14 protein-coding genes and 2 pseudogenes are annotated in these 18,836 nt (G+C 70.3%); 15 read left to right on the forward strand and 1 reads right to left on the reverse strand.

The window, feature by feature from the left end:
• The first annotated feature begins 41 nt into the window (after positions 1-41).
• The 11 genes and pseudogenes from HQN59_RS20200 (at position 42) to HQN59_RS20250 (ending at position 11,371) form a co-directional block, all read left to right on the forward strand.
• Positions 42-932 carry a fumarylacetoacetate hydrolase family protein gene (locus tag HQN59_RS20200; RefSeq protein WP_176070933.1) on the forward strand — a complete coding sequence of 297 codons (891 nt, stop codon included), beginning with the start codon at positions 42-44 and terminating at the stop codon, positions 930-932.
• A 63-nt stretch (positions 933-995) separates the two neighbouring features.
• A complete protein-coding gene (locus HQN59_RS20205; protein ID WP_176070934.1) occupies positions 996-1,688 on the forward strand; it encodes a PrpF domain-containing protein in 693 nt (230 codons plus the stop codon).
• 344 nt (positions 1,689-2,032) lie between these two features.
• On the forward strand, positions 2,033-2,383 hold the full coding sequence (gene tnpA, locus HQN59_RS20210) for an IS66-like element accessory protein TnpA (protein WP_176070935.1): 351 nt from the start codon (positions 2,033-2,035) through the stop codon (positions 2,381-2,383).
• Positions 2,350-2,709, forward strand: coding sequence for an IS66 family insertion sequence element accessory protein TnpB (gene tnpB, locus HQN59_RS26600; RefSeq protein ID WP_259372759.1), 360 nt, complete (start codon positions 2,350-2,352; stop codon positions 2,707-2,709). The genes tnpA and tnpB overlap by 34 nt, the downstream gene beginning before the upstream one ends.
• A gap of 63 nt (positions 2,710-2,772) precedes the next feature.
• A pseudogene (tnpC, locus tag HQN59_RS20220) lies at positions 2,773-4,179 on the forward strand (IS66 family transposase); the annotation flags it as partial.
• A complete protein-coding gene (locus tag HQN59_RS26885; protein WP_342451267.1) occupies positions 4,106-5,986 on the forward strand; it encodes a tripartite tricarboxylate transporter substrate-binding protein in 1,881 nt (626 codons plus the stop codon). The pseudogene tnpC and the gene HQN59_RS26885, both read left to right, overlap by 74 nt.
• Before the next feature lie 7 nt (positions 5,987-5,993).
• Positions 5,994-7,100, forward strand: coding sequence for a porin (locus tag HQN59_RS20230; RefSeq protein WP_176070937.1), 1,107 nt, complete (start codon positions 5,994-5,996; stop codon positions 7,098-7,100).
• Between the two features lie 16 nt (positions 7,101-7,116).
• A complete protein-coding gene (locus HQN59_RS20235; RefSeq protein ID WP_176070938.1) occupies positions 7,117-7,962 on the forward strand; it encodes an HTD2 family dehydratase in 846 nt (281 codons plus the stop codon).
• 5 nt (positions 7,963-7,967) lie between these two features.
• Positions 7,968-9,161 carry a CaiB/BaiF CoA transferase family protein gene (locus HQN59_RS20240; RefSeq protein WP_176070939.1) on the forward strand — a complete coding sequence of 398 codons (1,194 nt, stop codon included), beginning with the start codon at positions 7,968-7,970 and terminating at the stop codon, positions 9,159-9,161.
• Positions 9,158-9,973, forward strand: a complete 816-nt coding sequence (locus HQN59_RS20245) for an HpcH/HpaI aldolase/citrate lyase family protein (RefSeq protein WP_176070940.1) — start codon at positions 9,158-9,160, stop codon at positions 9,971-9,973. Before HQN59_RS20240 ends, HQN59_RS20245 begins: the two co-directional genes overlap by 4 nt.
• A 30-nt stretch (positions 9,974-10,003) precedes the next feature.
• Positions 10,004-11,371, forward strand: coding sequence for a class-II fumarase/aspartase family protein (locus tag HQN59_RS20250; protein WP_176070941.1), 1,368 nt, complete (start codon positions 10,004-10,006; stop codon positions 11,369-11,371).
• Here HQN59_RS20250 and HQN59_RS20255 read toward each other — a convergent pair.
• Positions 11,368-12,762 (reverse strand): tetratricopeptide repeat protein, encoded by a 1,395-nt coding sequence (locus HQN59_RS20255; protein ID WP_176070942.1) that lies wholly within the window; start codon positions 12,760-12,762, stop codon positions 11,368-11,370. The two genes, HQN59_RS20250 and HQN59_RS20255, sit on opposite strands and share 4 nt — an antisense overlap.
• Before the next feature lie 752 nt (positions 12,763-13,514).
• Between HQN59_RS20255 and HQN59_RS26290 the strand changes: the two are divergent.
• From HQN59_RS26290 to HQN59_RS20270, 4 genes and pseudogenes are all read left to right on the forward strand, one after another.
• Positions 13,515-15,610: pseudogene (locus HQN59_RS26290) on the forward strand (ATP-dependent DNA helicase).
• A 103-nt stretch (positions 15,611-15,713) separates the two neighbouring features.
• Positions 15,714-17,165: a chloride channel protein gene (locus tag HQN59_RS20265; RefSeq protein WP_176070943.1), complete on the forward strand. Its 1,452-nt coding sequence runs from the start codon at positions 15,714-15,716 to the stop codon at positions 17,163-17,165.
• A gap of 247 nt (positions 17,166-17,412) precedes the next feature.
• Positions 17,413-17,535, forward strand: a complete 123-nt coding sequence (locus HQN59_RS26605; RefSeq protein ID WP_259372760.1) for an SRPBCC family protein — start codon at positions 17,413-17,415, stop codon at positions 17,533-17,535.
• Positions 17,536-17,645: 110 nt separating this feature from the next.
• Positions 17,646-18,716: a hypothetical protein gene (locus tag HQN59_RS20270; RefSeq protein ID WP_176070944.1), complete on the forward strand. Its 1,071-nt coding sequence runs from the start codon at positions 17,646-17,648 to the stop codon at positions 18,714-18,716.
• Positions 18,717-18,836 lie beyond the last annotated feature (120 nt).

Genomic DNA, 18,836 nt, shown 5'->3' on the forward strand with positions numbered 1-18,836 from the left:
CCGGACTCTCGGTCACGAACTATCTTGAGAGAACCTCCAAGATGAAAATCGCTCGCTTCAACGAGGGCCGCATCGGAGTCGTACAAAACGACCAAGTGGTCGACCTTACCGAAACCCTCAAGGTCGACCCGGCTGAATGGCCGCCCGTAGGCATGCTACGCGTCATTCGGGACTTTGATTCTCTGCGCGCTGTAATCGAGGAGCGGCTCCAAGCAGACCGCGGTGTGCCCTTGTCTTCCGTACGGCTGCAGACACCCATTGAGTGGCCCAACAAGCTTCTTGCCTATCCGGTCAACTACCACGACCACGCGACAGAGATGGCCTCAGTCGGATTCGCGAATATCAAAGGGTTTTTCTTGAAGGCGAACTCCTCCCTTGTCGGACCGGCCGATTGCATTGTGCTGCCGGATCTTCCAGACCGCCGCATCGACCATGAGTGCGAGTTGGGGGTCATCATTGGCAAGGGTGGCCGTCAAATTCCTGAGGACAAGGCCATCGAGCATGTCTTTGGCTACAGCTGCCTGATTGACGTGACGGTGCGTGGTCAAGAGGAGCGCGTCATGCGCAAGTCGTTCGACACGTTCACCGTGGTAGGTCCATGGATCGCCACGGTAGACGAGGTGGGCGATGCCCGCGACATCGGTCTCAGGTTGTGGGTCAACGGTGAGCTGCGGCAGGATGCGAGAACTCGCGACCTAATCGTCAACATCCCGCAAATGGTGGCGCTAGCCTCATCAGCGGCAACGTTGCACCCAGGTGACATCATTGCCACCGGCACGCCTGCGGGCGTCGGGCCGATCCTGCCTGGCGATGAGGTGGTCATCGAAGTGGAACGCGTGGGGCGGATGCAGATTCGGGTGATGCGCGGAGCGTACGGGCGCAATTTTGTGTTCGACAAGACGTACAACCCGGTGGTGGATCAACCTGCATGAGCAGGCTGGTCAGCGGCGTCGCGGCATGCCTGCACGGGTGCGAACAACGGCCCGCATCGAATCTTGGAAGAGCATCATGGGCAGGCGCTACCCGGCAGCATTAATCCGGTGGGCACCCGCAAGGCGCTGGTGTTCCATGCGCGCGACCTTCCCTTGGAACGAGCGCAGTGGGACGCCATCTTTCTGGCGGCGGTGGGGAGCGCGAACCGCTTCGGTCTCAATGGCGTGGGTTGGCGGGGTATCGTCGCTGTCAAAGGTCTGCGTGATCGGACCGCCCACAGCTCCGGGGCCGACGTCGACTACACCTTGGCGCGGGTGCAGGTTCAAGATGCGCGCGTCGACTACAGCGGCAACTGCGGCAATATGTCTTCGGCCATAGGCCCTTTCGCGGTCGACGAGGGTCTGGTTCGGACGCCCGGCGACGGCGAAGCGACCGTGCGCATCCACAATACCAACACCTGCAAGATCATCCACTCAACTTTCTCTGTGCGACAGGGAAGGAGCGCTGAGGCGCGCACCCTGGCCATTCCTGGCGTCGACGGCACCGGCGCTCCCGTTCGCCTCGACTTCATCAGCCGGGGGGCGCCTCGACCAGAAACTTGCTGCCCTCGGAAGGCCCACACAGTTGCTGAGGTGCCGGGGCGCAACGCGGTGCAAGCTTCTCTAGTGGACGCCTCCAACGAATATGTATTCGTCTCGGCCACCGACATCGGCCTGGTCGGCACGACTCGCCGGACGTGCTGGGCGAGCGCCTAAAGGTACTGAAGCTAATTAAGGAACTGCGGCTGGCGGGCTCGGTGGCAATGGGCATTGCCTCGACGCTGTTGCGGCAGCAGCCATTCGCATGTTTCTGTTGATTGCCGTCGTCAGCGGCCCGCAGGAGTCCCGCACGCTCGATCGCGAAACCATCTCCCCTCGCGGAGCCGACCTCGTAGTGCGCATGATCTCCAATGGCCAGCCACATCGTGCGCTTCCGCTAACCGGCGCCCTCTATCAGCCGTGGCAATGCAGATCGAAGGCACCGTGGCGTAAGCGTCCGGCGATCCCGTCTTGAACTGGGCTGACGCGGCGGCAAGGATGGTGTCCACCAAGGAGGTTAGGTGGACACCAACGAAGACGCCAAGCCGGTCGTGCGCCGGCGCCATAGCAGGGAGCTGAAGAGCCAAGTCTTGGCCCAGTGTGCGGCGCCCGGTGCGTCGGTGGCGAAGGTGGCGATGGCTCACGGCGTGAACGCCAATCTCGTGCACAAGTGGAGGCGGCAATCTGAGGCCCTCGGCAACTCCGAGGTCGCAGCCTTCGTCCCGGTGGCGGTGGCACCACCCAGCATGGCGAGCGAGGCGCCGCAATTCGTCGATCTCGAGCTGCAGCGAGGTCCGATCAACGTGCGCGTTCGCTGGCCAATGCCCGCTGCACCGTCATGCGCAGCCTGGTTTCGCGAGATCCTGCGTTGATCCGGGTCGACGCTCTGGCTGGCGGTCCAGCCGCTGGACATGCGCGCCGGCACCGAGGCGGCGCTGGCGCGCGTTGTGACGGTGTTCGGGCAGCGCGCCCACACCATGCTTACCTGTTCGCCAACCGTCGCGCTAACCGAATGAAGGTGCTCGTGCACGACGGCATCGGCGTGTGGCTGGCCGCCAGGCGGCTGAACAGTGGCAAGTTCGTCTGGCCCAACGATCTGGGTGGCACGCTGACGCTGAGCCGGGCGCAGTTCGATGCGCTCGTGCTCGGCCTGCCTTGGCAGCGCGTCGGTGAGGCTGGCGTGATCACCGTGCTGTAGCCGCACGTCTATTGCTGCATCTGCCGATGGCGGCGATGTGAAGCCCAGGCACGATCACGATCCGTGATCGCCGACGACCTCGAGACGCTCGATCCGGAGCAACTGCGCCAGGCGCTACGCGCGTCGCGCGCCGAGGCGGCGTTCAAGCAGGGCGTGATCGACAAGCTCACTCACGAGAACGCGCTGCTCAAGAGGCTGAAGTTCGCCGCGAAGTCGGAGGCCTACAACGCCGAGCAGAAGAGCTTGCTCGAGGAGACGCTGGACAGCGACCTCGCCGCGGTGGCTGCCGAGATCGAGGCGATGCAACCAGCCGGCGGCGCCTCGGCTGAGAAGGCGCAGCCCAAGCGCGAGAAGCTGCCTGCCAACCTGCCACGCCACGAGATCCGCCACGAGCCCGAAGACACCCGCTGCGGCTGCGGCGAGCCGATGCAGCGCATCGGCGAGGACGTGGCCGAGAAGCTGGACTACCAGCCCGGCGTGTTCACCGTGGAGCGCCACATCCGTGGCAAGTGGGTATGCAAGTGCTGCGAGACGATAGTCCAGGCGCCGGTGCCTCCGCACGTCATCGACAAGGGCATGCCGACGGCTGGGCTGCTGGCGCGGGTACTGGTCGCCAAGTACCTCGACCCACCTGCCGCTCTATCGGCAGGAGGCGATCTTCGAGCGCGCCGGGCACCTGATCGCTCGCTCGACGCTCGCGCAGTGGGTCGGCGAGTGTGGCGTGCAGCTGCAGCCGCTGGTGGATGCACTGACCCGGGAACTGCTATGCCAGGACGTGCTGCACGCCGACGAAACGCCCGTTGCGATGCTCAAGCCCGGCCACGCAAGACGCACCGCGCCTACCTGTGGAGCTACTGCACCACATCGTTCAACCCGATCAAGGCCGTCGTCTTCGACTTCGCCGACAGCCGCGGTGGCCAGCACGTGCGCAGCTTCCTCGGCCTGCCGGGAAGCGCAGAGAAACCGGGCTGGCGAGGCAAGCTCGTGACCGACGACTTCAGCGGCTACAAGGCATGCTTCGAGCTCGGGGTGACGGAGGTTGGGTGCATGGCGCACGCCCGGCGCAAGTTCCACGAGCTCTGGGCCAACCACGGCAGCCAAGTCGGCGAGCAGGCGCTGAAGTTCTTCGGCGCGCTCTACGACGTCGAGCGCGAGTTGGCCGCGAGCGACCCGCAGCAACGGCAGGCGATCCGACAACGACGATCAAGACCCATGATCGACTCTCTGCACCAGTGGTTGGTCCAGCAGCGGCAGAAGGTGCCCGACGGGTCAGCAACCGCCAAGGCCATCGACTACAGCCTCAACCGCTGGGCTGTGCTGGTGCGCTACGTCGACGACGGCGCACTGCCGATCGACAACAACTGGCGGCGGCAGCACGCTCACCAGCAAGGTCGCGATCGTCTCCAGGTCCGCGCAGCCGGACTGCGATGTCGACTATCTGTTCGCGCAGGTCGGCGTAGGGCAGAAGTCGGTCGACACGCGTCCGAACTGCGGGAACATGCTGTCCGGGGTCGCGCCGTTCGCGATCGAGCAGGGCCTCGTCGCCGCGAAGGACGGCCAGACCACGGTGCGGGTCTTCAACGTCAACACGCGCTCGCGCATCGACGTGACGGTGCTGACGCCGGGTCGCCGCGTGACGTACGACGGGCAGACCGGGATCGACGGCGTCGCCGGCACCGCCGCGCCGATCCGCCTCGACTTCCTCGATGCCTGGGGCTCGGTGACCGGCGCCCTCTTTCCCACCGGTCGCCGCATCGACGTGATCGACGGCATCGAGGTGAGCTGCATCGACGCCGCGATGCCGCTGGTGATCGTGCGGGCGCGCGACCTCGGCCTCACGGGGCGCGAGCTGCCGTCGGACCTCGACGCGAACCGCGCGCTGATGGAGCGCGTCGAGGCGCTGCGCCGCCCCGCCGGGCTCGCGATGGGCCTCGGCGACGTCTCGGAGAGCGTGATCCCGAAGCCGGTGATCGCGAGCGACGGCGACGGCCCCGACAGCATCACCTCGCGCTACTTCACGCCGCGCCGCTGCCATGCGTCGCACGCCGTCACCGGCGCGATCGGTGTCGCGACCGCGTACGCGCTGCCCGGAACCGTCGCAAGCGACGCGCGCTGCGCGAGCGGCGAGCGCCGCATCGCGGTGCTGCACCCGCAAGGCCGCATCGAGGTCGACGTGAGCGTCGCCGGCAGCGACGACGAGGTGCGCATCGAGCGTGCGGCGCTGGTCCGCACGGCGCGCAAGATCATGCAGGGCGACCTGCACATCCCCGAGTACGTCTTTTCCAACCCCGTCTCAGGAGACAAGCCCATGAAGCCCGTGCAGGCCCTCATCGCCGCGGCCTTGACCGCCACCACCCTCGCGGCCGCGCCGCTCGCTCACGCCTATCCCACCAAGGTGATCACGCTGGTGGTGCCGACGGCCGCGGGCGGCGCCAACGACGCGATGGCCCGGACGATCGCGCAGAAGCTCGGGCCGCTGCTTGGTCAGACCATCATCATCGACAACCGCGCCGGCGCGAACGGGTCGATCGCGAGCGAGTTCGTCGCCCGGGCGCAGCCGGACGGCCACACGCTGATGCTCGGCTACATCGCGACGCACGCGATGAACCCGGCGCTGCAGAAGCTGCGCTACGACGCCGTCGCCGACTTCGAGCCGATCGGCCTGGTGGCGACCTCGCCGACGCTGCTGGTGACGAATCCGGGCGTGCCGATCAAGGACGTGAGGGATCTCGTCGCCCAGCTCAAGGCCAAGCCCGACAAGTTCGCCTACGCGTCGGCCGGCAACGGCACCGCGCCGCACTACGCGGCCGAGCTCTTCAAGCTCAGCGCCGGCGTCTCGATGACGGGTGTGCCGTACAAGGGCTCGGCGCCCGCGGTCAGCGACACCATCGGCGGGCAGACGCAGCTGATGTTCCCGAGCCTCTTCACCGCGTTGCCGTACGTGAAGAGCGGCCGGCTCAAGCCGCTGGCCGTCGCCGGCGCCAAGCGCTCGGCGCTGCTGCCGAACGTGCCGACGATGAAGGAGGCCGGCGTCGACGGCGTCGAGGTCGAGCAGTGGTACGGCATCTTCGCACCGGCCAAGACGCCGAAGCCCATCATCGAGCAGCTCAACAAGGCGCTGAACCAGGTGCTGGCCGACAAGGACATCGAGCGGCGCATCGAGGAGCACGGCGCCGACGTGCAGACCAGCACGCCGGCCGAGCTGGGCGCGCTCGTCAAGGCCGAGATCGCCAAGTGGAAGAGCGTCGTGGCGCGTGCCAAGCTGACCGCCGAGTGATCCGGCCATGCGACACAGCACCATAAATGCCCGGGCGCGGCCGCGATCGTGCCGTGCGCTCGCGCTGGCCGCCACCCTGCCGCTCGGGGCGGCGGTCGAGGCCCAGAGCAGCGTCACGATCGGTGGCATCGCCGATGCGGCGGCACGCCACGTCCGCAACACCGGCGGTGGATCGATGAAGTCGCTGGCAAGCGGCAGCAACGGCACCAGCCGCATCATCATCCGCGGCGCCGAGGACCTCGGTGACGGCCTCTCGGCGGGCTTTCACCTCGAGCATGGGCTCCTGCTCGACAGCGGCAGCCAGGCCTCGACCAGTCAGTTCTGGGATCGTCGCTCGACGATCGGCCTTACCGGCAGGACCTGGGGCGAGGTACGCATGGGCCGCGACTTCGTTCCGAGCTACGTCAACTGGAGCCGCTACGACCCGTTCTCGTACGTCGGCGTCGCCGGGTCGAACAACCTCGTGTCGGCAGGGCCGGCCGGGCCGATCCGGTCCGCGTTCTCGACCTCGCCCAACACCACCGTGCGATCGAGCAATGCGGTGCAGTGGCTGCTGCCGTCCGGCTGGGCCGGGCTCGACGGCGGCTTGATGCTGGCGGCCGGCGAGGGCGGTATCGCCGCCAACGGCCTGCACAAGGTGAGCGCGGCGCGGCTGGGTTGGGGAAACCGGCGCTTCGGCGTCTCGGTGGCGATCACGCGCAGCGAGAATAACCTGACGGCGGGCGGCACGTTTCGCGATCGCGTCGTCGGTGGCCAGGCCGACCTCGGCTTCGTGCGCCTGAGCGCGGCATACCGGATCTTCGACGTCGCGGCGGCCGAGCAGCGCAACCTGCTGGTCGGTGCGATCGTGCCGCTCGGCCAGGGCGAGCTGAAGCTGTCATGGAATCGCGCCGACCTCGCCGGCCGCGTCGGCAACGCGTCGATCGCCGCCAACGATGCCGAGCAGTTCGGCATCGGCTACGTGTACTTTCTCAGCAAGCGCACGGCCTTGTACGGCACCGCCGCGCGCATCGACAACAAGGGTGCCGCGACCTTCGTGGTGCCGGCAGGCCCGGCGATCGCCCCGGGCGGCAAGTCGACCGGCGTCGAAGCCGGCATCCGCCACTCGTTCTGACGCACTGGAGACGTTGATGAGCACCAACCTGACCGACTGGATCGGGCGCAGCGAAACGCTGCGCGACGTGATCGCCGCCGCGCCGGTGCGCGGCCTCAATGCCACGCTCGACCATGCGCCGATGGAGGTCGAGCCGGGAACGCCGTTGCCGCCGCTCTGGCACTGGCTGTACTTCCTGCCGCAGCACCGGCAGAGCGAAATCGGACCCGACGGGCACGCCCGGCGCGGCGGCTTCCTGCCACCGGTCGCGCTGCCGCGCCGCATGTGGGCGGGCAGTCAGTTCGAGTTCCGCTCGCCCGTGCGCGTGGGCGACGCGGTGGAGCGCGCCTCGACGATCGCCGACGTGGCGACCAAGCAGGGCCGCACCGGTTCGCTCGTCTTCGTCAAGGTGCGCCACGAGGTGCGTTGCAACGGCGCCGAGGACTGCGCGATCGTCGAGTTCCACGACATCGTCTATCGCGACGCCCGGCAGCCCGGCGACGTCGAGCCGCCGCCGACCGCCGCCGAGCCTGGCGACTGGCAGCGCGAGATCGTGCCCGACGACGTGCTGCTGTTCCGCTACAGCGCGCTCACGTTCAACGGCCATCGCATCCACTACGACCGCAAGTACGTGACCGAGGTCGAGGGCTACCCCGGGCTCGTCGTGCACGGCCCGCTGATCGCGACGCTGCTGATGGACCTCGTGCGTCGCGAGGCCCCTGGCGCCGAGGTCGCATCGTTCCGCTTCAAGGCGGTGCGGCCGACGTTCGATCCGCATCCGTTCAGGGTGCACGGCCGCCGCAGCGGCAACGAGGTGCGCCTCTGGGCCAGCGACCACGACGGCTGGCTGACCATGGACGCCGTCGCAACCCTGAAGGACTGATCCCGATGAGACCGTTGCAAGGCATCACCGTCGTCACCCTCGAGCACGCGATCGCGGCGCCGTTCTGCACCCGACAGCTCGCCGACCTCGGCGCGCGCGTCATCAAGATCGAGCGCCCCGGCGTCGGCGACTTCGCGCGCGGCTACGACCAGCGCGTCAAGGGGCTGGCGTCGCACTTCGTCTGGACCAATCGCAGCAAGGAGAGCCTGAGCCTCGACGTCAAGCACCCGAAGGCGGCCGAGCTCCTGAGGCAGCTGATCGTCGAGAAGGCCGACGTCGTCGTGCAGAACCTCGCCCCGGGCGCGGCGGCGCGGCTCGGCGTGTCGTTCGACGCGCTGAGGGAGCGCCGGCCCGACCTGATCGTCTGCGACATCTCGGGCTACGGCGACGACCCGGCAAACCCGGGCCCTTACCGCGACAAGAAGGCGTACGACCTCCTGATCCAGAGCGAATCGGGGTTCGTCTCGATCACCGGAACGCCCGACGAGCCGTGCAAGGCGGGCCTCTCGATCGCCGACATCGCCGCCGGCATGTACGCCTACACCAACATCCTCGCCGCGCTGCTGCAGCGCGCCATCGACGGCAAGGGCCGCCGCATCGACATCTCGATGCTCGAGGCGATGGGTGAGTGGATGGGCTACGCCATGTACTACGCGTTCGACGGCGCACCGCCGCCGCCCCGAGCCGGCGCCGCCCACGCGACGATCTACCCGTACGGTCCGTTCCCGACCGGCGACGGCAGGACCGTGATGCTGGGCCTGCAAAACGAGCGCGAGTGGCAGCAGTTCTGCGCCAAGGTGCTGCGGCAGCCCGAACTCGCGAACGACGCGCGCTTCACCGGCAACGCGAAGCGCGTCACGCATCGCGATGCGCTGCGCGCGCTGATCGTCGAAGCGTTCGCGCCGCTCTCGGCCGAGCAGGTGCTCGAGCGCATCGACGACGCGCAGATTGCCAACGCGCAGGTCAACGACATGGCCGGACTGTGGGCGCATGCGCAGCTGAAGGCGCGCGAGCGCTGGCGCGAGGTCGACTCGCCGGTCGGGCCGGTGCCGGCGCTGCTGCCGCCCGGATCGTGGGACGACGGCGAGCCGGTGCTCGACCCGGTTCCCGCGCTCGGCCAGCATACGGATCGCATCCTCGCCGAGCTCGGCGTCGATGCGGCCGGCGTCGCCGCCTTGCGCGCCGCCGAGGCGATATGAAGGCACCGCGCAGCTATCTGTTCGTGCCCGGCGATCGGCCCGACCGTTTCGCGAACGCGCTCGCGAGCGCCGCCGATGCGGTGGTCGTCGACCTCGAGGACGCCGTGCCGGCCGCCGCCAAACCGGCGGCTCGCGAGGCGGTCGCCGGCTTGCTCGCCGACGAGCGCAGCCGCGATCGCATCGTCGTTCGCATCAACGACGAAGCGACGCCGTGGTTCGACGCCGACTTGGCGCTCGTTGCAGAGCACGACGCCGGCGTCGTGATGCTGCCGAAGGCGGAACGCGTCGCGACGATCGCGCGCATCCGCTCCAACGCTCCGAGTGCGGTCGTTCTGCCGCTCGTCGAGACCGCGCGCGGCGTGCTCGCCGCCGACGCGCTCGCCGCCGCCGAAGGCGTGCAGCGGCTCGTGTTCGGCACCGTCGACTACGCCCTCGACATGGACCTGCAAGGCGAGCTCGCCGCATCGCTTGGACTCGACTATCCGGCCGCACGGCTGGCGCTCGCGTCGCGCGCGGCCGGATTGCTGCCGCCGGTCGCCGGCGTCACCGTCGCGATCGCCGACGAGGCCCAGCTTCGCGCCGATGTCGAGCGGGCGCGCGCGCACGGCTTCGCCGCCAAGCTCTGCATCCACCCGAAGCAGGTCGCCGCCGTGCACGCGCTCCTCGCGCCGAGTGCCGACGAGCTCGCGTGGGCCGAGCGCGTGCTCGCCGCGGCCGATGCGGCCTTCGGCGCCGCCGTGCAGCTCGACGGCCGCATGGTCGACAAACCCGTCATCGAACGCGCCCGTCGCATCGTGCAGCGCGCGCACTAACCCGAACAACCCCGTCAGCGAAGAGAAACCATGGCCGCTTCCATCATCGACTCAACGATCTTTCAGGGCATCTTCACGACCGACGCGATGCGTCACGTGTGGAGCGACGAGAACCGGACCGCCAAGTACGTCGAGATCGAGCGCGCGCTCGCGATCGTGCAGGCGCGCCTGGGCATCATCCCGCAGGAGGCGGCCGACGAGATCGTCAGCCACTGCCGCATGGAAGAGATCGACATGGCCCGGCTGCGGGAGCAGACCGAGCGCATCGGCTACCCGATCCTGGGCGTGGTCACGCAGCTCAACCAGCTCTGCCGCGACAAGCTCGGCGAGTTCGTCCATTGGGGCGCGACCACGCAGGACATCACCGACACCGCCACCGTGCTGCAGATCCGCGAGGCGCTCGAGCTCGTCGACGGCGAGCTCGCGGCGATCGCCGCAGCGATGGCCAAGCTCGCGAAGGAGCATCGCCTGACGCCGATGATCGGCCGCAGCAACCTGCAGCAGGCGATCCCGGTGACCTTCGGCTACAAGGTGGCGGGCCTGCTGTCGGCGATCCTGCGCCATCGGGAGCGCCTCGCGCAGCTGAAGGAGCGGGTGCTGGTCGGCGAGTTCGCCGGCGCCGCCGGCACGCTCGCATCGCTGGAGAAGGGCGCGATGGAAACGCAGGCGGGTCTGTGCGCCGAGCTCGCCCTCGGGCAGCCCACGATCGCCTGGCACACGATCCGCGACAACATCGCCGAGACCGGCGCGCTGCTCGGACTCATCGGCGGCACGCTCGGCAAGCTCAGCATGGACGTCAAGCTGATGATGCAGACCGAGGTCGGCGAGGTGTTCGAGCCGTACCACCACGGCCGCGGCTCGAGCAGCACGATGCCGCAAAAGCGCAACCCGATCGCGAGCTGCTACATCCACGCGGCGATCAGCGTGGTGCGCCAGCACGCTGCTGCGCTGATGGACGCGATGGTCGCCGACCACGAGCGCTCGACCGGCCCGTGGGAGATCGAGTGGATCGTGCTGCCGGAGGCGTTCTGCCTGATCGCCGGCGCGCTGAAGCAGTCGCGCGCGATCGTCGAGGGGCTCGAGGTCGATGCGGCGGCGATGCGGCGCAACATCGCGCTGACCGGTGGCCTCGTCATGAGCGAGGCGGTGATGATGGGCCTCGGTCCCTACATCGGCCGGGAGTACGCGCACGATCTCGTTTACGACCTCTGCCGCGAGTCGCTGGCGACGAAGCAGCCGCTGATCGACCTCCTCGCCAAGCACCCCGAGATCGAGCCGCACGTGCCGCGCGCCGAGCTCGAGCGCATGCTGGCGCCGGCCAACTACCTCGGCCAGTCGGGCGTGATGGTCGACCGCGTGCTCGACAAGATGGCGCAGGGCGGCCGCGCGTCGGCTTAAGGGCGGCTCGACAACAGTCGCTTCCACCACGGCGGCGGCTCGGGCGGGGCCGCCGCAGCGTGCGCAGCGCCACCGAACGTGGCCGCCGCCTTCTCGTACAAGGGCCGCAACACCTCGGTGGCTTGCGAGGGCGTTCCCGCCTCGGCCGCGCCGCGCGACCACGCATCGAGCGCCGCCAGTGCGCGCGCAGGTGGATGCTCGGTCGCGGTGCCGCGGTCGAAGTCGATCCAGGTGACGAGGCCCGGCACGTCCGCGGGCAGGATCTCGGCCGGGTGGCCGAGCATTTGCAGCGCGTTCGACGCGTTCGCCTCGGCACGCGCCCAGTCCTGCCGCGCCGCGAAGCAGAAGGCGGCGCTCATGCGCACGTACGGCACCCATTGCGGGTCGACCGCGCCGGCCACCATCGTCAGCAGTTCGGTGGCACGCGCGAAGTCGCCGCGGTCGCGCAGCGCGAACGCGAGGTTCACGTCGACCGCCGGGTCGAGCGCGTAGAGCTCGTGGGCGCGTTGCAGCGTCGCGAGCGCGTCATCGGTCAGCCCGAGCCCGGGTCGTCGCTGCGCGGCGAGCCCGGCGACCAAGGCCGAGGCTCGCGCGGCGCGGTCGATCAGCGACGCGAGCTCGGCGATCACCGGCGTTGGCGCGGCCACCTCGTCGAGCGCGCGGCGCGCCTCCTCGGGCTGGCCGCGGCGCAAGGCGGTGTGCACGGCGAGGATGGCGGCGTCCGGCTCGCCCGGAAACGCGTGGCGGAAGTCGGCGAGCACGCTCGCCGCCGCGAGCGCCCGGCCGGCATCGAGCATGCACGTGGCACGCCGCAGCGCGTAGGTGCTGAGGTTGGGCTCGATCGCGACCGCGTGCTCGATGCGGGCGAGCGCCTCCCCGCGCTGGCGGGCGCGCCCGTGCAGTTCGGCCGCGAGCGCCAGCGCGGCCGTGTGATCAGGATGCCTGGCGAGGAAGCCTTCGACTCGCTCGAGCGCCGCGTCGATCTGCCCGGCCTCGGCCACGTCGGCTGCACCGTCCAGCAGCCGGGCATCGGCGTCGGCGAGCCCGAACGCGTGCTCGTGCAGTTCGAGCACGCCGCCGGCGAGGTCGAGCGCGCGCATCGGCGCGACCGGACAGGGTTGGCCGTTGCGGAAAAAGCCCGTGCGCAGCGCGGTGGTTCCGCGCGCCTTCAGGCGGCTCGCAGCGGCCGCCGCATCGGGTTCATGCCGGTAGCTCTGCCGGATCTGCACCAGATGCAGCGCGAGGCCCGACCGCACGTTGCGCAGGGGGTGCATGTAGCCCTGTTCGCCGGCGCGGAACAGCTCGCCGACCACGTAGTCGGCGCCTCCGAGCGTGAGCGTCTTGCCGCTGAAGTGGTCAGGCCGATGCCGCTTCAGGTCGAGTGCTTCCACGCGTGGGTTCCTCGGGCGTATGGACGGGGCTTGGCGCCGGCGCTGCTCGCGACGCTGGTCTTGTCGGACGGGGCGTGCAACTTCCCGCCCGTCGCCGCATCGTGGCGCGCGACCGCCGATCGCAAACGCCAGCCGGGGCGATCTTCGCGGATGCTGCGGCGACTCGATGCAGCTGTCTCGTCAGGACGACGGAGGCGCCGAGGCTGTCCGAGGCGGTTGCGCCGCGAGCCGACAATCGCGGCATGGACGTCGCGCTCGCTTTGCCGCCCGCTCGCGCCGCCGCAGGCGGCGCGGCGCTGCGGTGCGAGGACGCGGAAAGCGCGTCAGTGCCTCGCGACGTGAACGCGGCAGCGGGCCGGTCGGCGCCGCACGAGCGCCGCGGATCCGACGAGGACGCCGTGTCCGGTGAGCCCGCGCCGGCAGCCGCCCCCACGCGCTATACCGTCTCCGTCCGCACCCTCTGTGACTTCACGGCCAAGCGCGGCGATCTCGACCGCCGCTTCAGCCCGTCGGCGACGGCCATCGAAGGCATGAACGGCCAGGCCGCGGTGGTGGCGCGCCGCGGCTCGGGCTACGACAGCGAGATCGTGCTCGAAGCCGAGTGCGGCGAGCTGCGGGTCCGCGGTCGCGCCGACGGCTACGACCGCGTCCGCGGCACGGTCGAGGAGATCAAGACGATCCGCGGCGAGCCGGCGCAGATCCCCGAGAACCGGCGTGCCCTGCACTGGGCGCAGCTCGAGTCCTACGCGGCGATGCTGTGCCGGCGCGAAGGCTACCCGCGCATCGAGCTCGCGCTCGTCTACGTCGATGCGGTGACGCAGCACGAGACGGTGCTGCGGCGCTCCTGTACGGCGGCCGAGCTCGAGGCGGCGTTCGAGGCGCGCTGCGCCGCGTACGTCGGCTGGGCGCGGCAGGAGGCACGCCACCGCAGCACGCGCGACGCCGCGCTCGGGGCGCTCGCGTTCCCGCTCGGCGAGTTCAGGGCCGGCCAGCGGCGCCTCGCCGAGACGGTCTATCGCGCCGCGCTGAACGGCCGCTGCCTGCTCGCGCAGGCGCCCACCGGCATCGGCAAGACCCTCGGCACGTTGTTCCCGCTGCTGCGCGCGATGCCGCGGCAGAAGCTCGACAAGATCGCCTATCTCACGTGCAAGAGCACCGGCCGTGGTCCGGCGCTCGAGGCGCTCGCGCGCCTGCGCGCCCCCGCCGCCGAGGGTGCGATCCGCGTCGTCGCCATGGTCGCCCGCGACGAGGCGTGCGAGCACCGCGACAAGGCCTGCCACGGCGACTCGTGTCCGCTCGCGAACGGCTTCTACGACCGCCTGCCGGCGGCCCGTGCCGCGGCGGTCGCCGAGGGCTGGCTCGACCCGCAAACGCAGCGCCGCATCGCGCTCGAGCACCAGGTCTGCCCGTATCACCTGGGCCAGGAGCTGGTGCGCTGGGCCGACGTGGTGGTCGGCGACGTCAACCACGCCTTCGACCCGAACGGCCACCTGCTCGCGCAGGCGAGCGCGCTCGAGTGGAAGGTCGCGCTGCTGGTGGACGAGGCGCACAACCTGGTCGAACGCGCGCGCCGCATGTACAGCGCGTCGCTCGGCGCCGCCGAGGTACGCGCGGCCGCGCGGGTGGCTCCGGTCGGGCTGCGGTCGCGCTTCGCACGGCTGGTGCGCGCGTTCGAGGGCGTCACCGCGAACGAGGCCGAGGCGTACCGGGTGCACGACGAGGTGCCGGAGGCGATCGGCGACGCGCTGCAGGCGCTGCTGACCGCGCTCGGCGAGCACCTGCAGAGCGAGCCGCTCGCGACCGGACGCTGCTCGAGTTCTACCTGGCGGCGATCGCGTTCCAGCGCCTCGTGGAGCGCTTCGGCAATCACTCGATCGTGGACGTCGAGCGGGCGCCCGGCGCGGCGGCGGTCGATGCCGATCGGGCGGAGCGGATCGGACTCCCGCGGTCGGGTGCGCGCGGCGTCGACGCGGGACGACCGTTCCTGGCGCGGCCTCACGATGCGCATGCCGACGCGGCGAGCGAGCTGCCCTTCGCGAACGCGCCGGAGTCGAGCGCGCCGGTCATCAGCATCCGCAACGTCGTGCCGGGCGCCTTCCTGCGCGCGCGCCTGGCCGCATGTCACGCCGTCACGCTGTTCTCGGCAACCCTCGGCTCCGAGCGCTACCAGCGCGACATGCTCGGTCTGCCGGAGAGCACGCTGTGGCTCGACATCGAGTCGCCGTTCGAGGCATCGAACCTCTCGGTGCGGATCGCGGACCGGCTGTCGACGCGTTATCCGCACCGCGCGGCGTCGCTCGACGGCATCGTCGACCTCATCGCGGCGCAGTGCGCCGGCCAGCCCGGCAACTACCTCGCGTTCTTCAGCAGCTTCGACTATCTCGATCAGGCTGCCGCGCGCCTCGCGCTGCGCCACCCCGAGCTGCCGCAGTGGCGGCAGTCGCGCTCGATGCTCGCCATCGAGCGCAAGCACTTCCTCGAGCGCTTCAGGGCCGACGGCCGCGGCGTCGGCTTTGCAGTGCTCGGCGGCTCGTTCGCCGAAGGCGTCGACCTGCCCGGCACGCGCCTGATCGGCGCGTTCATCGCCACGCTCGGGCTGCCGCCGGTGTCGCCGATCCACGAGCAGTTTCGCGCCCGCCTCGACGCGCTGTTCGGCAGCGGGCACGGTTACGCGGACTTGGTGCCCGGACTGCAGAAGGTCGTGCAGGCCGCCGGTCGCGTGATCCGCTCGCCCGACGATCGTGGCTGGCTGTGGCTGATGGACGGCCGCTATCGCCGCCCCGAGGTGCTCGCGCTGCTGCCGGCGTGGTGGCGCATCGATCGGTCCGCCGTGGCGCGCGTCGCCTGAGCGCCAGGCGGCGTCGCGGGCGCTGCTGAGCGACACTGCCGCTCTGCCCGCCGTCGCGGCGGTTCGCCGCGGGGCTCCCCTCCGACCCAGCCCCGCACCGTTCATGTTCGACGCGGCGTCATCCCTCGCACTGGCTCGCCGCCGCCTCGCGCGCGCGATCCGCGCGCTGCGCAACCGGGTGCGCGGCACGTCGCGGCAGACCCGTGCCGACGTCGCACCCGACTTCTGGAGCAACCTGCGCGACGAGCTCGCGGCCGGCGGGCGCTGGCTCGACCGCGTCGTGGTGCTGGTCTACGCGAGCCTCACCGGCCTCAGCGTGGTCGGCTTCACGCTGCTGACCGAGCGTGCGAACGCCGCGTTCGAGGCGATGCGCCAAGCGGGCGCCTGGGGTGCCTGGCTGCCGGTGCTGTGGACGCCGGGGCTGACCGTGCTGCTGCTCTGGTGGACCCGGCGCTTCGCGCCCGGTGCGCACGGGTCGGGCATTCCGCAGGTGATGCGCGCGCTCGACGAGGCGATCGAGCCGGCGCAGCGCTCGTGGCTGGTGTCGACGCGCCTTTCGCTGCAGAAGATCGCGCTGGTCACCGGCGGCATGCTGGCCGGGCTCTCGATCGGCCGCGAGGGGCCCACGGTGCAGGTGGGCGCCGGCATCATGGCCGGCGCGCGTCGCTGGCTCTCGCGCCGCTCGACGATCGACGTCAACGACCTCATGGTCGCCGGCGCGGCCGCGGGCATCGCGGCCGCGTTCAACACGCCGCTCGGCGGCATCGTGTTCGCGTTCGAGCAGCTGTCGCGGCGCCATCACCTGTCCAACAGCAGCCTCGTGATCTCGAGCATCGTGCTGGCCGGGCTCGTGTCGGTGGCGGTGTTCGGCAACGTCACCTACTTCGGCCAGCTCCGCGTGCAGACGCTCTCGTGGGACCTGCTCGGACCGGGGCTCGTGGTCGCGCTGGTGGCGGGGCTCGCGGGCGGCCTCTTCTCGCGCCTCGTCGTCGCCTCGGCGCGCGGGCTGCCCGACCGCGTGAGCCGCTGGCGCGCGGCGCATCCGCTGCGCTTCGCCGCCGCCTGCGCCGCGGGCGTCGCGATGATCGGCGTCGTCACCGACGGGGCGACCGCCGGCGCCGGATACGCGCCGACGCGCGCCATGCTCGAAGGCACCCAGGAGCTGCCGGGCGTCTTCACGGTGCTGAAGTTCTGCGCGACCTGGCTGTCGGCGTGGACCGGCGTGCCAGCGGGCCTGTTCGCGCCGTCGCTCACGATCGGCGCGGGCATCGGCCACGACGTCGCGCTCTTCACCGGTGTCGCCCCCGAGGCCGCCATCCCGCTGATCGCGCTGGGCATGGTCGGCTTCCTCGCCGCGACCACGCAGGGGCCGGTCACGGCGTTCATCATCGTGATGGAGATGGTGTCGGGCCATTCGATGGTGCTCAGCCTGATGGCGTGCGCGCTGCTCGCGAGCGCGGTCTCGCGCCTGTTGACGGCGCCGATGTACCTGGAGCTCGGCGCGCTGATCAGCTTGCCGGCGCCGTCCGGCGCGCCGTCACCGGCGCCTCGCTGAGCATCGCCAGCGGCCGGCGAGGGCGGTGTCTTCACCGAGGCGCCGAGCTCACGAGCCGGCGTACGCTGGCCCCCGCTGGACAGCGCGACGCCCATGCGGGCCAGGGAAGCGAGCACGCCTTTCATGAGCGACTGCATCACCGCCGCGAGCAGCGTCGCGCCGTCCTCGCCTTCGAAGGTGACCGTGGTGGTGGCGCCGTGGTCGCTTTCCTCGTTGGTCCAGACGATCCGGGCGTCCGGAACGCGTGATGAGCGAGCGCTACCCCACCGAAGAATCGTGCGACCAGGCGATCGACATGTGCGAGTCGACGGCCGAGAGCTTCCGCCAGCTCGACGCGGTGCTTGCGGCGCGGCCGCGGCAAGCGGCTTGAGTACGCGACGCGGCCGCCGCACGTTCGGTATCGTGCCGTCCATCTGGCAAGCAGCAACGCCGACCCATGGCGTGGCTAGCATCGACGTTCCGCAACTGCCGGCGCGACTCATGACGATGCCAACCAGTTGGTTCACCGCTGCCGCGCTGGCGTTGCTGGGCGCCTCGGCGTCGGCTGCTCCGAGCCTTCAAGCGGCCACCGTCGGCGATCCGACCGGCTTCGATCAGCCGGTGCCTGCGGCGACGCTGCAGATCCCGGCCGACTGGCGCACCCAGGGCGGGGTGGTGTGGAACCACGCCACCAGTTGCTCGACCAACAAGGTGCGTTTCGAGTGGCGCTCGCGTTCGCGCGACGACCTCGAAGGCTTCGAGCTGATGCCCGGTTATGGCTGGCAGCTGCGTGGCGCGGCGATCCAGACCAACCCGTGCCCGGTGCAGCCGTTCCGCAGCGCCCAGGAGTTCCTCACCGCCGTGGTGCAGGCGCGCCGCGCCGGCGCGCGCATCCTGCAGTACCGCGACCGGCCCGACGTCGTCGCGCGTCGCGAGCAGCAGCCGCACACCGGGCAGGGCCGGCGCCGGTTCGACGCCGGACAGGTGCTCGTCGCGTACGAAAGCGGCGGCGTCGAGTTCCGCGAGGTGATCGGCACCTCGGTGCTGTTCACGCAGCTCGGCAACAGCGTGATGGGTGGCGTCGACGTGGTGTACGCCCTGCGTGCGCCCGCCGGCAGGCTCGACTTCGACCTCGCCGACCAGCTCGAGCGTTCGTTCCGCTTCAACCCCGAGTGGCTGCGCGCGATGAACGGTGCCGTCGCCAACGCGGAGCGCCGCTTCTCGGGCGCACAACGCCAGGCGATCGACAGCTGGCACGCCCGCGAGATGGCACGCATCAATGCCGAAGGCGCGGCCGACCGCGCGGCGATCCGTGCCGCGGCAAGCCGCGACGTCGCGGCGATCCGCAGCGCGACTGCCGCCAACACCGCGGCCACCAACGACAACATCCACCGCCGCACGCTCGAAGGCATCGGCGAATACAACACCTACCGCACCCCCGACGGCGGCACCGCGCGTTCGAGCATCCATGGCGGCAACCGGGTGCTGCAAGGTGCGGGCGGTGCGGTGTTCAGCACCGACGATCCGTACTTCAACCCGGCCGGCAGCCGCGAGCTGCAACGGGTGCGCTGATCGTGGGCCGCCGCGCCGCCGCGCTGTCGAGGCGCTGCCTTGCGGCGTTCGGCGCCGCTGCGCAGGATCGCTTCCCAGGAACGCTGCCGCGCGCGGATGCGCGGGCAGCGGCTCCGCAAT

It is taken from the genome of Rhizobacter koreensis (assembly GCF_013366375.1).
In the GTDB taxonomy this organism is placed as follows: Bacteria; Pseudomonadota; Gammaproteobacteria; order Burkholderiales; family Burkholderiaceae_C; genus Schlegelella_A; species Schlegelella_A koreensis.

Excerpts from the sequence above, each read along its gene's own strand:
- HQN59_RS20250 (WP_176070941.1), top strand. The coding sequence starts at position 10,004 with ATGGCCGCTTCCATCATCGACTCAACGATCTTTCAGGGCATCTTCACG.
- tnpB (WP_259372759.1), top strand. The coding sequence starts at position 2,350 with ATGCGCAGCCTGGTTTCGCGAGATCCTGCGTTGATCCGGGTCGACGCT.
- HQN59_RS20270 (WP_176070944.1), top strand. The coding sequence starts at position 17,646 with ATGACGATGCCAACCAGTTGGTTCACCGCTGCCGCGCTGGCGTTGCTG.
- HQN59_RS26605 (WP_259372760.1), top strand. The coding sequence starts at position 17,413 with ATGAGCGAGCGCTACCCCACCGAAGAATCGTGCGACCAGGCGATCGAC.
- HQN59_RS20230 (WP_176070937.1), top strand. The coding sequence starts at position 5,994 with ATGCGACACAGCACCATAAATGCCCGGGCGCGGCCGCGATCGTGCCGT.
- HQN59_RS20235 (WP_176070938.1), top strand. The coding sequence starts at position 7,117 with ATGAGCACCAACCTGACCGACTGGATCGGGCGCAGCGAAACGCTGCGC.
- HQN59_RS20245 (WP_176070940.1), top strand. The coding sequence starts at position 9,158 with ATGAAGGCACCGCGCAGCTATCTGTTCGTGCCCGGCGATCGGCCCGAC.
- HQN59_RS20265 (WP_176070943.1), top strand. The coding sequence starts at position 15,714 with ATGTTCGACGCGGCGTCATCCCTCGCACTGGCTCGCCGCCGCCTCGCG.
- HQN59_RS20240 (WP_176070939.1), top strand. The coding sequence starts at position 7,968 with ATGAGACCGTTGCAAGGCATCACCGTCGTCACCCTCGAGCACGCGATC.
- HQN59_RS20200 (WP_176070933.1), top strand. The coding sequence starts at position 42 with ATGAAAATCGCTCGCTTCAACGAGGGCCGCATCGGAGTCGTACAAAAC.